15 protein-coding genes are annotated in these 13307 nt (G+C 45.5%); 6 read left to right on the forward strand and 9 right to left on the reverse strand.

What is annotated here, in order from left to right; genetic code table 11:
• Nucleotides 1-256: 256 nt before the first annotated feature.
• From rpmH to hpaC, 6 genes are all read left to right on the forward strand, one after another.
• Complete coding sequence (gene rpmH / locus EL216_RS06175; protein ID WP_004283944.1) at nucleotides 257-391, forward strand: 50S ribosomal protein L34; 135 nt, start codon at nucleotides 257-259, stop codon at nucleotides 389-391.
• A gap of 3 nt (nucleotides 392-394) precedes the next feature.
• Nucleotides 395-733: a ribonuclease P protein component gene (rnpA, locus tag EL216_RS06180; protein ID WP_085390104.1), complete on the forward strand. Its 339-nt coding sequence runs from the start codon at nucleotides 395-397 to the stop codon at nucleotides 731-733.
• 2 nt (nucleotides 734-735) lie between these two features.
• The gene (yidD, locus tag EL216_RS06185; protein WP_085390103.1) at nucleotides 736-948 is read left to right on the forward strand and encodes a membrane protein insertion efficiency factor YidD; all 213 of its coding nucleotides are present in this window, start codon (nucleotides 736-738) and stop codon (nucleotides 946-948) included.
• A gap of 131 nt (nucleotides 949-1079) precedes the next feature.
• A complete protein-coding gene (gene yidC, locus EL216_RS06190) occupies nucleotides 1080-2726 on the forward strand; it encodes a membrane protein insertase YidC (protein WP_085390102.1) in 1647 nt (548 codons plus the stop codon).
• Nucleotides 2727-3235: 509 nt separating this feature from the next.
• Nucleotides 3236-3673: a homoprotocatechuate degradation operon regulator HpaR gene (gene hpaR / locus EL216_RS06195; RefSeq protein WP_085390101.1), complete on the forward strand. Its 438-nt coding sequence runs from the start codon at nucleotides 3236-3238 to the stop codon at nucleotides 3671-3673.
• Between the two features lie 68 nt (nucleotides 3674-3741).
• On the forward strand, nucleotides 3742-4200 hold the full coding sequence (hpaC, locus tag EL216_RS06200; RefSeq protein WP_085390151.1) for a 4-hydroxyphenylacetate 3-monooxygenase, reductase component: 459 nt from the start codon (nucleotides 3742-3744) through the stop codon (nucleotides 4198-4200).
• Between the two features lie 55 nt (nucleotides 4201-4255).
• On the opposite strand, the gene EL216_RS06205 is transcribed toward hpaC, so the two are convergent.
• The 9 genes from EL216_RS06205 to EL216_RS06245 form a co-directional block, all read right to left on the reverse strand.
• A complete protein-coding gene (locus EL216_RS06205) occupies nucleotides 4256-4711 on the reverse strand; it encodes a ClpXP protease specificity-enhancing factor (RefSeq protein ID WP_085390100.1) in 456 nt (151 codons plus the stop codon).
• Between the two features lie 56 nt (nucleotides 4712-4767).
• Nucleotides 4768-5373, reverse strand: a complete 606-nt coding sequence (locus EL216_RS06210) for a glutathione S-transferase N-terminal domain-containing protein (RefSeq protein WP_085390099.1) — start codon at nucleotides 5371-5373, stop codon at nucleotides 4768-4770.
• Nucleotides 5374-5576: 203 nt separating this feature from the next.
• Complete coding sequence (locus EL216_RS06215; RefSeq protein ID WP_164713858.1) at nucleotides 5577-6365, reverse strand: cytochrome c1; 789 nt, start codon at nucleotides 6363-6365, stop codon at nucleotides 5577-5579.
• A 14-nt stretch (nucleotides 6366-6379) separates the two neighbouring features.
• Nucleotides 6380-7729 (reverse strand): cytochrome b, encoded by a 1350-nt coding sequence (locus EL216_RS06220; RefSeq protein WP_085390097.1) that lies wholly within the window; start codon nucleotides 7727-7729, stop codon nucleotides 6380-6382.
• 11 nt (nucleotides 7730-7740) lie between these two features.
• Nucleotides 7741-8325, reverse strand: coding sequence for a ubiquinol-cytochrome c reductase iron-sulfur subunit (gene petA, locus EL216_RS06225; protein ID WP_085390096.1), 585 nt, complete (start codon nucleotides 8323-8325; stop codon nucleotides 7741-7743).
• A gap of 122 nt (nucleotides 8326-8447) precedes the next feature.
• Nucleotides 8448-9197 (reverse strand): Nif3-like dinuclear metal center hexameric protein, encoded by a 750-nt coding sequence (locus EL216_RS06230; RefSeq protein ID WP_085390095.1) that lies wholly within the window; start codon nucleotides 9195-9197, stop codon nucleotides 8448-8450.
• A gap of 246 nt (nucleotides 9198-9443) precedes the next feature.
• Nucleotides 9444-10274, reverse strand: a complete 831-nt coding sequence (prmC, locus tag EL216_RS06235; protein ID WP_085390093.1) for a peptide chain release factor N(5)-glutamine methyltransferase — start codon at nucleotides 10272-10274, stop codon at nucleotides 9444-9446.
• Nucleotides 10275-10424: 150 nt separating this feature from the next.
• Nucleotides 10425-11531: a putative lipopolysaccharide heptosyltransferase III gene (rfaQ, locus tag EL216_RS06240; protein ID WP_331852402.1), complete on the reverse strand. Its 1107-nt coding sequence runs from the start codon at nucleotides 11529-11531 to the stop codon at nucleotides 10425-10427.
• 306 nt (nucleotides 11532-11837) lie between these two features.
• Nucleotides 11838-13250, reverse strand: coding sequence for an amino acid permease (locus EL216_RS06245; protein WP_232005282.1), 1413 nt, complete (start codon nucleotides 13248-13250; stop codon nucleotides 11838-11840).
• Nucleotides 13251-13307 lie beyond the last annotated feature (57 nt).

Raw genomic sequence — 13307 nt, forward strand, 5'->3', positions numbered from 1 at the left:
ATCAAAACATTAAGCATTTATCCAGTCTCTTTATTTCAGGCGGCCTGAAAACTGCATGCCAAGATTTCGCGGATTATACCGAAATTTATCCACAGCCGCTATCTGCCGAAGCCATGCGGTAAATGGTGAAAACATGTGGGCAATTTATCTCACAAGCTGCCGGTTTTACACGCAAACCGTTTATATTGATTGACAAAACCACTAAATTCAGGTGTAATTTGCGGTTTAATTTTCTGATAAAACTTAGGAAAGAAACATGAAACGCACTTATCAACCTTCCGTTACCCGCCGCAAACGCACCCACGGCTTTTTGGTACGCTCAAAAACCCGCGGCGGTCGTGCTGTTTTGGCTGCACGTCGCGCCAAAGGTCGCAAACGCTTGGCTGTTTAAAACTTGGACCAAGGCTTCAGCAAGCAGTACCGCTTATTAAAAACGGATGATTTTTCATCCGTTTTTGCGTTAAAAAACCAGCGCAGCCGCGGCTTACTGCAAGTATTGCAATCAGACGACAACGGCCTGAACTACCCCCGCATCGGTTTGATTGTCAGCAAAAAAACGGCTAAACGTGCCCATGACCGCAATTATATGAAGCGGATCATACGCGAATGGTTCCGTTGCAATAGAGACAATCTGCCGCCGCACGATTTTATCGTTCGCGTGCGCCAACCATTTAGCCGCGAAACCTCGGCCGAAGCCTGCCGCCAACTGGCACATTTGATGCAGAAGCGCTGACTATGCTTGCCAAATTACTGCTCGGCCTCATCCGCTTTTATCAATACGCCATCAGCCCGATGCTGCCGCCCCGTTGCCGTTATACACCGACGTGCTCGCAATATGCCGTAGAAGCAGTAAAAAAATATGGCGCATTCAAAGGCGGCTGGTTGGCAGCCAAACGTATTGCACGCTGCCACCCGTTTGGCGGTTGCGGGCATGACCCCGTACCTTAAACAAACCGTAAAAAGACTACCTACCGAACACATATTTCTGTTCGTTTTTATTGGTTTATTTATCTGTTTCTATATAATGCCGTCTGAAACAGCAATAACGCCTTATCACTCGGCACTATCAGGAAAACTCTATGGACTTTAGACGATTAATGGCCTTTTTTGCCATTGCACTGGTTATCCTTCTTGGCTGGGAACAATTATTCCCTTCTCCCAAGCCGGTACCGGCGCAACAACAAACCTCACCAACCCAACAATCTCCGGCAAAAATCCAAGCCGACACATCCGCTTTGACTCCTGCCGCACCCATCACGGTAACCACCGATACGATGAAAGCAGTCATTGATGAAAAAAGTGGCGACCTCCGCCAGCTGACTTTGCTGAAATACAATGCCAGTAGCGATGAAAGCAAAGATTTCGTCTTGTTCAATGACAGCAAGAATTATACTTACGTTGCACAATCCGAGTTGTTCAATTCAGACGGCCAAAACATATTAAAAAACATTACTTTCCAAGCTCCTCAGAAACAGTATTCCCTGAACGGTGATAAAGTGGAAGTACGCCTGAGCGCACCTGAAACCAACGGCCTGAAAATTGATAAAATCTATACTTTCAATAAAAACAGCTATTTGATCGACATCCGTTTCGATGTTACCAACCAAAGCGGCGCTCCTGTAAAACTTGATGCCGTATACCGTCTGCTGCGAGACAACAGTAAGCCCGACGGCGAAGGGTACTTCAACCATACTTACACCGGCCCTGTTGTCTACACTCCTGCCGGCAAATTCGAAAAAGTAACATTCGAAGATTTGGATGATGACTACAGTTCAGGCCGCGACCAAGCAGAGTATGTACGTAAAACCGACTCTGGCTGGCTTGGCATGATTCAGCATTACTTCATGTCTACTTGGATTCTGCAACCTAAAGATGGCCAATCCGTCTGCAACAATGGCGGCTGCCAAATTGACTTGAAACGCCGTAGCGACAATCTTTACTCCGCCAGCGTCCGCGTACCGATGCCTGCGATTCAAAACGGCAACAAACTCGACTTCCCTGTCGGCCTGTATGCCGGTCCGCAAACAACCGGCACCATCAGCGAAATTGCTGACAACCTGCAACTGGCAAAAGACTATGGCAAAGTACATATTTTTGCTTCGCCGCTGTTCTGGCTGCTGGATAAACTCCACGGTTTCGTCGGCAACTGGGGCTGGGCGATTGTTTTACTGACTATCATTGTGAAAGCCATCCTCTACCCGCTAACCAACGCATCTTACCGCTCAATGGCAAAAATGCGTGCCGTAGCACCGAGATTGCAAGCATTGAAAGAGAAATACGGCGACGACCGTATGGCTATGCAGCAAGCCATGATGAAGATGTATAAAGACGAAAAAATCAACCCTCTTGGCGGCTGCTTGCCAATGCTGTTGCAAATTCCAGTATTCATCGGTTTATATTGGGCAATTTTCTCATCTGTAGAATTGCGCCAAGCCCCATGGATTGGTTGGATTCACGACTTGAGCCGACCCGACCCGTGGTTTATTCTGCCCGTTATTATGGCGGCCACCATGTTCATCCAAACTTACCTGAACCCGCCGCCTACCGATCCCATGCAGGCCAAAATGATGAAAATTATGCCGATTATTTTCTCAGTAATGTTTTTCTTCTTTCCTGCTGGCTTGGTATTGTATTGGGTAGTTAACAACATTCTGACTATTTTCCAACAGTGGTATATCAACCGCAGCATTGAGAAGCAACGTGCTGCAGGTGAGGTAGTATCTTAAACAATCAGTTAAAAGATAAAGGCCGTCTGAAAAGTTTTCAGACAGCCTTTTATATATCATTCACTTCACACTAATTCGGAATAAAAATAACGAAAAGCTAACAAACCATATACTATAAAAAAATCAAAAACAGAATCCGGTTTCTCTCTTGAAAAACTTACAAACCGACTTTTTGAATCCATACCACGACGTTATAAATAATTTACTTTATCTATCTTCATCCATTTATTGGATAAATCATCCGTCTTATTCTGGATAATCCGCACTCAAAGTCACACCCTTTCCTTAATATCCTAACTTTCTTGAGGATTTTATTGTGATTTCAAGCAGATTAGAATAATATTAACAATTACAACATCCCAACAAAAATATCGCCGGATAATGATGATTCGTCTGATTAAATGTTGCTTATTCAAAAACCCAATTACTTATAGCAACACTTTATTCCTTACGACAAAAAAACCTACTTAACATGGCGACAATGAAACACAAAAACGGAGACAAAAAGCATGATACATCAATCTAAACATGCATCTATGAACATTTGCCTGATTCAGGCCCGGGAAGCGTTAATGACTCAATTCCGTCCCATTCTCAACAATGCGGGCATTACCGACCAACAATGGCGCATTATCCGGCTACTGGCCGAGAACGGCACACTTGATTTTCAAGATTTAGCCAATCAAGCCTGCATTTTACGGCCCAGCCTCACAGGAATTTTGACACGTTTAGAAAAGGCTGAATACGTGGTACGGCTAAAACCTTCTAATGACCAACGTCGTGTATACTTGAAACTTACAACAGAAGGCGAAAAACTTTACCGATCCATCGGAGAGAAAGTCGACGAGTGCTACGACAGAATTGAAACTGTTTTATCAAAAGAAAAAATGCTGCAACTTCAAACTTTACTTGGCGAATTATCACGTCTCGAGCAGCTTCTCAAATAATTTGCACCACCTTAATAATGGCAAAAAATCATTCTGCCCAAATATTACAACACGATTTTCGCAACGCAATGGCTTCATGCGCGGCAGGTGTTCATGTAATCACTACTGACGGTGAGGCCGGACGATACGGTATTACCATGACGGCAGTTACATCCATTACAGATGAACCACCTACTGTGATGTTGTGTATCAATCGTCGTTCGGCCATTATTCCCATTATTTCTGCTAACCGTCATCTATGCATTAATGTATTGTCCGCCGTACAACGAGATGTGGCTGAACACTTTGCAGGCATTACCAAATTATCCCCCGAAGAGCGTTTTGAATACCATATTTGGCACCGAGGGCAAAACGGACAACTGCAAATAGAAGGTGCTTTAGCACACTTACACGGTAAAATCATCGCAAAACATGAAATAGGTACGCATGATGTGTTTTATGTAGAAATAGATGAAATTCGAGTACATGACAACCCTCCTACGCCTGCTCTTGTCTACTTTCGCCGAAATTTCAATCAGTTGATTTAACTCGATATTTGTAAAAATAATGAGAATAAAAAATGCTGCCTTATAGCAGCATTTTTTATTTAACCAATTTCAACCCTTTTTTGGATTTAGATTCACCATTCGTTTCCCGGTGTTCTGTTCGTTTATCTTCTTCTACGACAGGCTGTTTATTTTCTACAAAATGCAGAGGCTCTTCACCTTTCTTTTCACTTTCAGTCTGATATGGCTCAACCTCGAATCCCATGCCTTCGCCACTCTCACGGGAGAAGATACTGATTACGTGCCCAACGGGGATCCAAATCTCATGAGCAACCCCTGCAAAACGCGCTGAAAAATTAATCCATTCGTTATCTATGGTCAAATTATGGCTTGCCGTCTGACCGATATTCAAAACAATCTCATTTTCACGTACATATTGCATGGGAACACGAGTATGCTCATTAACCCACACTACGATATGCGGTGTTTGATTATTATCCAGACACCACTCATATAGAGCACGGAGCAGATAAGGTTTGGTACTAGTGTTCATTGAATCTTCCTTCTGAAAAATTACGGCTTTCAGACGGCCTCTTACTCACGATAAACTTAACGGCGCATTGCTTTTTCAGCCGGTGTTAAAGCCTCAATAAAAGCTTCGCGCTGAAAAATACGTTCTGCATACTTCAAAATAGGAGCAGCTGATTTACCCAGTTTGATGTCGTAATAATCCAATCGCCATAACAATGGAGAGAGTGCAACATCAATCATAGAAAATTCATCACCTAAGATATATTTATTTTTTGCAAATGAAGGTGCCAGCACAGTTAGCCCTTGCCCAATGGCTTCACGTGCCTTGGCTTGCTCCTTATTAGTTGCCTCGGAATTTTCTAAAACCTGTACCAAACTAAATAATTCTTTTTCCATACGGAACAAAACCAAACGGCCACGACCACGCATAACCGGATCTCCCGGCATTAATTGCGGATGAGGAAATCGTTCGTCAATATATTCATTAATAATATTTGATTCATGCAAAATCAAATCCCTCTCTACCAGTACCGGCACTTGGTTATAAGGGTTCATAATTGCAAGGTCTTCAGGCTTATTAAAGATATCAACATCTTTAATTTCAAAATCCATACCTTTTTCAAACAATACAAAACGGCAGCGTTGGCTAAACGGGCAAGTAATACCCGAATATAAAGTCATCATAATCTTGGGCTCCGGCAAAATCTATACCGCCTTTTTCAGACGGCCTAGAAGATAATATCTATCAGTTGAAGAATTATAGCCGCTTCTAATCAATTTATCCACAAATTCAACATAAACTATTGTTTTATAAAAAATTTCAAAATAATATACAAAAGAAAAAAGGCAAAACCAAGTTGGTTTTACCTTTTTTATAGAATGTGCTTCTAGTGAATGTCTTTCCAATATTCTTTTTTCAAGAAATAAGCTAACGGCAACATTACTGCCAAGAGGAAAATCAAAATGATATATCCTGTGCGTTTACGCTCCAGTTGAGCCGGCTCACCCATATAAACCAAATAATTTACCAAATCACGGACATAGCTATCATATTCTTTTTCAATAACTTTGCCATTTGGTAAACGACGGCTGTGCAATCCGGTAGACTCCCAGATCAATTTCGGAACCATATTGCCGTGCTCGTCTTTCACCATAACAGGCTGGCCTTTGGCATCCAGTTCAACTGCTTTAACACCTTGCTGTTCCCACAAAGGGTGCGGCATACCCACTTTATCAAACACGGTGTTATTCCAGCCGGTAGGACGAGTCGGATCTTTATAAAAACCGCGCATATAAGCATACAGATAATCGGCACCGCGGGAACGAGCAATTAAAGTTAAATCAGGCGGTTCTGCTCCGAACCATTTTTTAGCATCTGCCGGAGCCATAGCCGACTGCATTACATCACCAACTTTATCGGTGGTAAACATCAGATTTTTCTTAATTTCATCTTCAGTCAACCCAAGATCCTGCAAACGGTTAAAACGCATGCCGCTTGCAGAATGGCAAGACAAACAATAGTTGGTAAAAATCTGTGCGCCACGTTGCAAACTGACTTGATCGCCTAAGTCGATATCAACTTTCTCATAGTGGGCATGCCCGCCCGCGGCAAACGCTACGCTCATAGGTGCTGCCAATAATAAGGCAGCCACCCAATTTCTCAGTGTTTGTTTCATTTTCGCTGCCCTCATTAAATGTTAGTTGCAAACAGATATGCACCCACCACAGTAATGGTAACATAAACAAAAAACATCAGTTTTTGTTTGCCGGTACTCATGGTTACACGCTCAGGAACCGGACGGTCTTTATCCAGTTTAGTATAGAACGGCATACCTAAGAAGAATGCAAAGTAAATGACAGACAGGATACGTGCGACAATCGTGCGAGTGTCGGTAGCCACTAAAGCACCCAAAATCCCCAAACCGATGAAGGAAATGATAAACAGTACCAACATGATTTTAAAAATCGGGCCGCGGTAGCGGACGGATTTTACCGGAGAGCGGTCAAGCCATGGCAGCAGGGCAATCAATACAACGGCGGCACCCATGCCGATTACGCCCCAAACCTGTGTGCCGAAGAAAGAAGGAATGGCACGCAAAATGGCGTAGAACGGTGTGAAATACCATACCGGTGCAATGTGTGCAGGCGTTTTCAGCGGGTTGGCCGGGTCGAAGTTGGGTGCTTCCAAGAAGTAACCGCCGCCTTCGGGAGCGAAGAACATGATGGCACAGAATACGATCAGGAATACCACTACGCCCAGAATATCTTTAACGGTGTAGTAGGGGTGGAACGGAATACCGTCTAACGGAATGCCGTTTTCGTCTTTGAGTTTTTTGATTTCTACGCCGTCAGGGTTGTTGGAGCCTACTTCGTGCAGGGCAATCAGATGGGCAACCACCAAGCCGACCAATACCAGCGGTACGGCGATAACGTGCAGAGCGAAGAAACGGTTCAAGGTAACGTCGGATACGTTGAAGTCGCCTCGGATCCAAGTGGATAAATCGGGGCCGATAACGGGAATGGCGGCAAACAGGTTAATAATTACCTGTGCGCCCCAGAACGACATTTGACCCCAAGGCAGCAGATAACCCATGAATGCTTCGGCCATCAAAGCCAAGAAAATCAATGAGCCGAATACCCACACCAATTCGCGCGGTTTTTTGAATGAGCCGTAGATCAGGCCGCGGAACATGTGCAGATAGACCACGACGAAGAACATGGATGCGCCGGTGGAGTGCATGTAGCGGATAATCCAGCCGCCCGATACGTCGCGCATGATGTATTCTACGGCGGTAAAAGCGGCGGGCAGGTGGTATGAGTTCAGGTTGCCGTCGGGCTTGTAATTCATGGTCAGGAAAATACCGCTGACGATTTGAATCACCAGTACCAGCATGGCCAGCGAGCCGAAGAAATACCAGAAGTTGAAGTTTTTGGGCGCGTAATACTCGGTTACGTGCTCTTTCATCATTTTAGACAAAGGGAAACGTGCGTCCACCCAGCCTAACAATGATTTATTTTCATTATTGGTTTGGTTTGCCATGATAAGTCCCTTTATTTGTCGTCGCCTACCAAAATGGTGGTGTCGCTCAGGTATTTGTAGGGCGGAATAATCAGGTTGGTAGGTGCGGGTACGCCTTTATATACGCGGCCTGCCAAGTCGAATTTGGAACCGTGGCACGGGCAGAAGAAGCCGCCTTTCCAATCTGCTCCCAAATCAGCGGGGGCGATGTCGGGGCGGAAAGTCGGCGAGCAACCCAAATGGGTGCAAATACCGATGGCCACAAAGATATTGGGTTTAATCGAACGCATTTCGTTTTTACAGTATTCAGGCTGTTGCTCGACTTCCGATTTAGGGTCTGCAACTGCCCCGTTCAGAGATGCCAAGTCTTTCAACTGTTTTTCTGTGCGGTTGAGCACCCAAATGGGTTTGCCTTGCCACTCGGCTGTAACCAACTGGCCGGGTTCGATTTTACTTACGTCTATTTCTACGGGCGCACCGGCAGCTTTGGCTTTTTCCGACGGGAAAAAACTAGCCAGGAACGGTGTTGCCACGCCTAATGCGGCAACACCGCCTGCACCGGCCGTCGCCAACGTTAGAAAGCGGCGGCGGCCTTGATTGATTTCTTGATTTTCCATTATTCAGTCATCCTAAAATTTTGGGAATACCGAGCCATTAAACTTATCAATTCTACCTGATTTTATAGGAATACTTAAAGCACTATTTAAAATAACGTAAAGTTTTGCCGTATTTTTCAACTTTATGCAGGATTCTGCTCGTCGAAGAAAAGGGTTTCCACACCGAATTCGCGGGTAAGAGCCTCCCCCAGCGCTTGTATGCCGTAACGTTCCGTAGCGTGGTGGCCTGCTCCGATAAAAGCGGTGCCGGTTTCATTAGCCAAATGAAACTGTGCTTCGGAAATTTCGCCCGTGATGTAGGCATCCGTACTGGCTTCTACGGCTTCTTGAAAAAATCCTTGTGCACCACCGGTACACCATACGATACGGCTGATGATGCGCTCTCCGCTGCCAACCACAGTGGGAGCCCGTCCGAGCCGGTTACGCAAATCTGCACACAGTTCATCTAAAGTTTGCGGGGTTTTCAGACGGCCTATGTTCAGAAGATTTTGTTCGCCGAATTGTTTTTCGCGAACCCATCCCATTCTTTCAGCCAATTGTGCGTTGTTGCCTAATTCGGGATGGGCATCGAGCGGCAGATGGTAGCCTGCCATATTGATGCCGTGGCCGAGCAAAGTTGCAATGCGTTCTTTTTTCCATCCGGTGATGGTTACCGGCTCACTCTTCCAAAACATGCCGTGATGCACCAGCAGCATGTCTGCACCTTGCTCTGCTGCATAGATGATGGCAGCGCGACTGGCGGTAACGGCGGTGATGATCTTACTCACGTCGTTCCGCCCTTCAACTTGCAAACCGTTTGGCGCATAGTCTTTAAATAGGTCGGTTTGCAAGGTTTGATCGCACCAATCGAGAATTTCTTGGCGTGTGGTCATGTGCTTCCTTTCTTTTTATAACGTTAATCTGCTTGCAAGGTTAAACCGGATTTTTGTTGCAGATTTTTTTATTTTCCTGAATTTCAAAATTAGAATTTTGATAAAAAACAAAGTAGTGTAATTTTAATCGTTTAAAACTACATTTCACTACCACGCTCTTTGCGAGAATACCGATATAGCCCCGCACGAGGCGGCACAACGGGCGGCACTCGGCCTGAATCATCAAGTCTATTGGGCATGAGATTTTCAGACGGCCTCAAGACCGATGGTTCCCAGTGTAATCCTGTCTTGCCCGGCAAGATCCTGCAAAGTTTCTATTTCGTGAAAACCGTTTTGTTTGAATAATTCCTGTACGGCCCGGCCTTGGTTGTAACCGTGTTCAACCATTAGGCGGCCGCCTTCTTTCAAATAAGTCTGCGCACCTTCGGCCAAAGCACGGATACAGCTCAGGCCGTCTGAAAAATCGGTGAGTGCGGACTGCGGTTCGAAGCGCAAATCGCCCTGCTGCAGATGGCTGTCTTCGGCTTCGATATAAGGGGGATTGGAAACAATAATATCGAAAGTATGGTTTTCAGACGGCCTCCCCGCCTCAAACCACGAACCGCATGAAAACTCAACTTCCGCCCCTAATGCCCGGGCATTGTCGGCAGCGGTTTGCAAGGCGGCAGCACTGATGTCGGAAGCGGAAACCTGTGCATCAGGGCGCTCCAACGCGATCGTTACTGCGATAATGCCGCTTCCCGTACCCAAATCCCACACTTTGCCGCCCTGAGGCAAATATCGGATAACGGCCTCAACCAAATGTTCGGTTTCCGGGCGCGGTATCAATACATGAGGATTGACTTTAAACATGCGTCCGTAGAATTCACGATTGCCCAAAATATAGGCCATCGGTTCTCCTTGTATGCGACGGCAAGCCAATGCATTTAAGGCCGTCTGAACATTCTCTTCGAGAACTTCATGCTCACGGGTAATCAATTGGGCGCGGGTATAACCGGTAGCATGTTGCAGCAGCATCCGTGCTTCCAGTTTGGGCAGCGGGCAGGTTTTTATCCATTCGGCGAGGGTTTGCGGCATTTCAGACGGCCTCTGTGTTTCAAACGGCCTGCTATTATAAAGAAGGCCGTCTGAAAAAGTGGAAAAACCTTTTCAGACGGCCTTGATATGGAGCCGGGGCAATGATTTCACTGATGACTGATAAACAACGGCGTAAGGCTGTATGACGAATTAAGCTTCGCCGCTATCATGTTCGGCTTCAGACCGGAGATAGACTAACTTCTCCTGCACAGCCCGCCATACCGCTTCGACAGGAATCGCACCCAACCAACGCTTCTCATCATTGGTATTGATACTGTCCGGATGCGGCAAATCGCCATAATCGCCTGCCCATACTACCGATGCTTTATCTGAATAGGGCCGCCAGCGGCTTACCCAGCTGGGGCCGAACAATGCAACTTGCGGCTTATCCAACGCCGCAGCCATATGCATAGGTGCTGAATCCACGCCAATAAATAATTTTGATCTGTCAATAGCCGCAGCAAGCTCGCATAGATTCAAGCTACCGGACAAAACCCACAATTTTGCATTTCCGGTAGTTTTCAGACGGCCTGTTACTTGCTCCAATACACGCCGTTCTCTTTGATCAGGAGCGGCAGTCAATACGATATTTTCCCCGCTATCCAACAAACGCTGAAGCAGTTCCATAGTCTTATCATCATCCCAACATTTGAATATCCAACGCGATCCAGGATGCACCAGCACATAGCCCTCTCCTTGCCAACCAAGCCCTCTCAATTTGTTTTGCAGACTCAAGCGGTCAGCTTCGCAAACATCAAGACGCACTTCGGGATGGTAATGGTCGAGAGAAAAGCCCAATGGACCCAAGACAGCCAAATTGTGTTTCGTAATATGATGCTCATTCCCTAAGTCTTTACCGAGAAAAGTATGGCAAAACTTCCACAATACATTGTTTCGCTTTTGAAAAGCAATTCCGGCACTTTGCCGCCCGCATAATTTGGCCAATATGCCGGCCCGCCATTGATCGGATAAGTTCAACACCCAATCATAATGCTGTTCTTTCAATTCTTTCAGCAATCGAAATTCACAAGCCGCCTGCTTCAATAGACCCTGTTTTTTCCAATTGCGGTCTATGGTAAAAATACGCCGGAGTTGGCGGTTATTGCGAACCATATCGGCGGTTTCCTGATACACAAGCATGTCCACCTCACAGTCCGGGAAAACATGCTTCACTACATCCGCCACAGGAGTAGCAAGCAACACATCACCATGATGGCGAAGCTTACAAATCAATATTCTATGCGGTTTATTTTGCATATTCATAACTCGGTAAACGTCTTTCAAATTATATGCCGTTTGAAATATACAGGTATAAGCATCCGCTCATAGCATACCCCTCACTCATGCTTCTGGCCATCCTGCTGTAAAGATATACAAACCATTCCATTGTTTCGAAAAACTCTTTTAAATAAAAATCGCAAATTCAACCATGCAAGGCATAGATAAATTTACTGCCGATATACTTCTATAGAAGACGTATAACAAATATGATATCTAACCGGCTGCAACAAAAAAAGGCCGTCTGAAAAATACTTTTCAAACGGCCTTAGCTTTTTATTCAAATCAATGTGCATCTTGACTCAAATCCACCTGTTCCAATGGAATCTTACGTGTTTTATAGCGCAGTTTATGGTAGAAATAAAAACCCAAGAACACCGGCAACCCCATATAAGTGATAACCACGCGATCCCAGTCAAAACTGCCTTTCAACACCAATTCGGTATCTTGGCCGATAATCACCAAAATACACAAAGCCAACGCCAATAAAGGGCCAAACGGAAACCACTTGGCGCGATAGACCAACGTCTTCAAATCTTTACCCTGAGCGATATAAGCACGGCGGAATCTATAGTGGCTGATGGCAATGCCCAGCCACGCAATAAAACCGGTCAATCCCGAGGCGGCAAGAATATATTGATACATCTTATCGCTTGCCAACTGCAACAAAAAAATCGCCAGCACAATAATTGCCGTTGCAAACAAAGCAAATATCGGAACACCTTTTTCATTAGTTCGAGAAAACTGTTTATAGGCTAAACCGTTTTTTGCCATCGCATACAACATACGTGTGGAAGCATACATGCCCGAATTACCGGCAGATAAAATCGATGTCAGAATAACCGCATTCATCACGGCCGCTGCAAACGCTAACCCCGCCCGTTCAAACACCAACGTAAAAGGCGATTTGGCAATTTCGTTTACATCCGCACCCAACAATTGGGGACTGGTATAAGGAATCAATAAACCTATCACCAAAATAGCCAGAATATAAAAAATCAAAATCCGCCAAAATACTTGCTTGATGGCTTTAGGAATACTTTCCTCAGGGTGCTCGGATTCACCTGCAGTAATACCGATCAACTCCGTACCTTGGAACGAAAAACCAGCAATCAAGAAAACACCCAGAATAGTCAGAAACTGTCCGGAAAATCCGCCTCCCAAAAACGGCGCATCACCCATCGTCATATTCGTCAAACCCACGTATTCACCGCCAAGAATACCGAAAATCGTCAACACGCCCACTGCCAAAAACACAATAACCGTAACCACTTTAACCAGCGCAAACCAGTATTCCGACTCACCGTAAGCCCGCACCGACAAGGTGTTTAATAAAAAAATCACGGAGAAAAATGCCAAACTCCATGCCCACGGAGCCATAAACCGCATCGGCTCCCAATATGTAACCACAACCGCTGCAATAACCACATCGGCCGCAACAGTAATCACCCAGTTAAACCAATAGTTCCAACCCAACGCAAAGCCAAGAGAAGGATCGACAAAGCGTGCAGCATAAGTACTGAACGAACCGGAAGTCGGCAGGTAAGTTGCCATCTCCCCAAGCGAAGTCATCAAAAAATAAACCATCAGTCCAATGGCTGCATAAGCAACAAGCGCACCACCCGGACCAGCAGAGCTGATAGCCGTACCACTGGCCATAAACAGCCCAGTACCGATACAGCCCCCAATCGCAATCATCGACAAATGGCGTGTCTTCAAACGGCGCTGTACCTGTGTATTGTGTTGAATATTTGA

Origin of the sequence: Neisseria animaloris, assembly GCF_900637855.1 — a bacterium.
Taxonomy (GTDB): Bacteria; Pseudomonadota; Gammaproteobacteria; order Burkholderiales; family Neisseriaceae; genus Neisseria; species Neisseria animaloris.

Excerpts from the sequence above, each read along its gene's own strand:
- hpaR (WP_085390101.1), top strand. The coding sequence starts at position 3,236 with ATGATACATCAATCTAAACATGCATCTATGAACATTTGCCTGATTCAG.
- petA (WP_085390096.1), bottom strand. The coding sequence starts at position 8,325 with ATGGAAAATCAAGAAATCAATCAAGGCCGCCGCCGCTTTCTAACGTTG.
- rpmH (WP_004283944.1), top strand. The coding sequence starts at position 257 with ATGAAACGCACTTATCAACCTTCCGTTACCCGCCGCAAACGCACCCAC.
- EL216_RS06210 (WP_085390099.1), bottom strand. The coding sequence starts at position 5,373 with ATGATGACTTTATATTCGGGTATTACTTGCCCGTTTAGCCAACGCTGC.
- EL216_RS06245 (WP_232005282.1), bottom strand. The coding sequence starts at position 13,250 with ATGATTGCGATTGGGGGCTGTATCGGTACTGGGCTGTTTATGGCCAGT.
- EL216_RS06230 (WP_085390095.1), bottom strand. The coding sequence starts at position 9,197 with ATGACCACACGCCAAGAAATTCTCGATTGGTGCGATCAAACCTTGCAA.
- rfaQ (WP_331852402.1), bottom strand. The coding sequence starts at position 11,531 with ATGCAAAATAAACCGCATAGAATATTGATTTGTAAGCTTCGCCATCAT.
- prmC (WP_085390093.1), bottom strand. The coding sequence starts at position 10,274 with ATGCCGCAAACCCTCGCCGAATGGATAAAAACCTGCCCGCTGCCCAAA.
- hpaC (WP_085390151.1), top strand. The coding sequence starts at position 3,742 with ATGGCTTCATGCGCGGCAGGTGTTCATGTAATCACTACTGACGGTGAG.
- yidC (WP_085390102.1), top strand. The coding sequence starts at position 1,080 with ATGGACTTTAGACGATTAATGGCCTTTTTTGCCATTGCACTGGTTATC.
- EL216_RS06220 (WP_085390097.1), bottom strand. The coding sequence starts at position 7,729 with ATGGCAAACCAAACCAATAATGAAAATAAATCATTGTTAGGCTGGGTG.
- EL216_RS06205 (WP_085390100.1), bottom strand. The coding sequence starts at position 4,711 with ATGAACACTAGTACCAAACCTTATCTGCTCCGTGCTCTATATGAGTGG.
- yidD (WP_085390103.1), top strand. The coding sequence starts at position 736 with ATGCTTGCCAAATTACTGCTCGGCCTCATCCGCTTTTATCAATACGCC.
- EL216_RS06215 (WP_164713858.1), bottom strand. The coding sequence starts at position 6,365 with ATGAAACAAACACTGAGAAATTGGGTGGCTGCCTTATTATTGGCAGCA.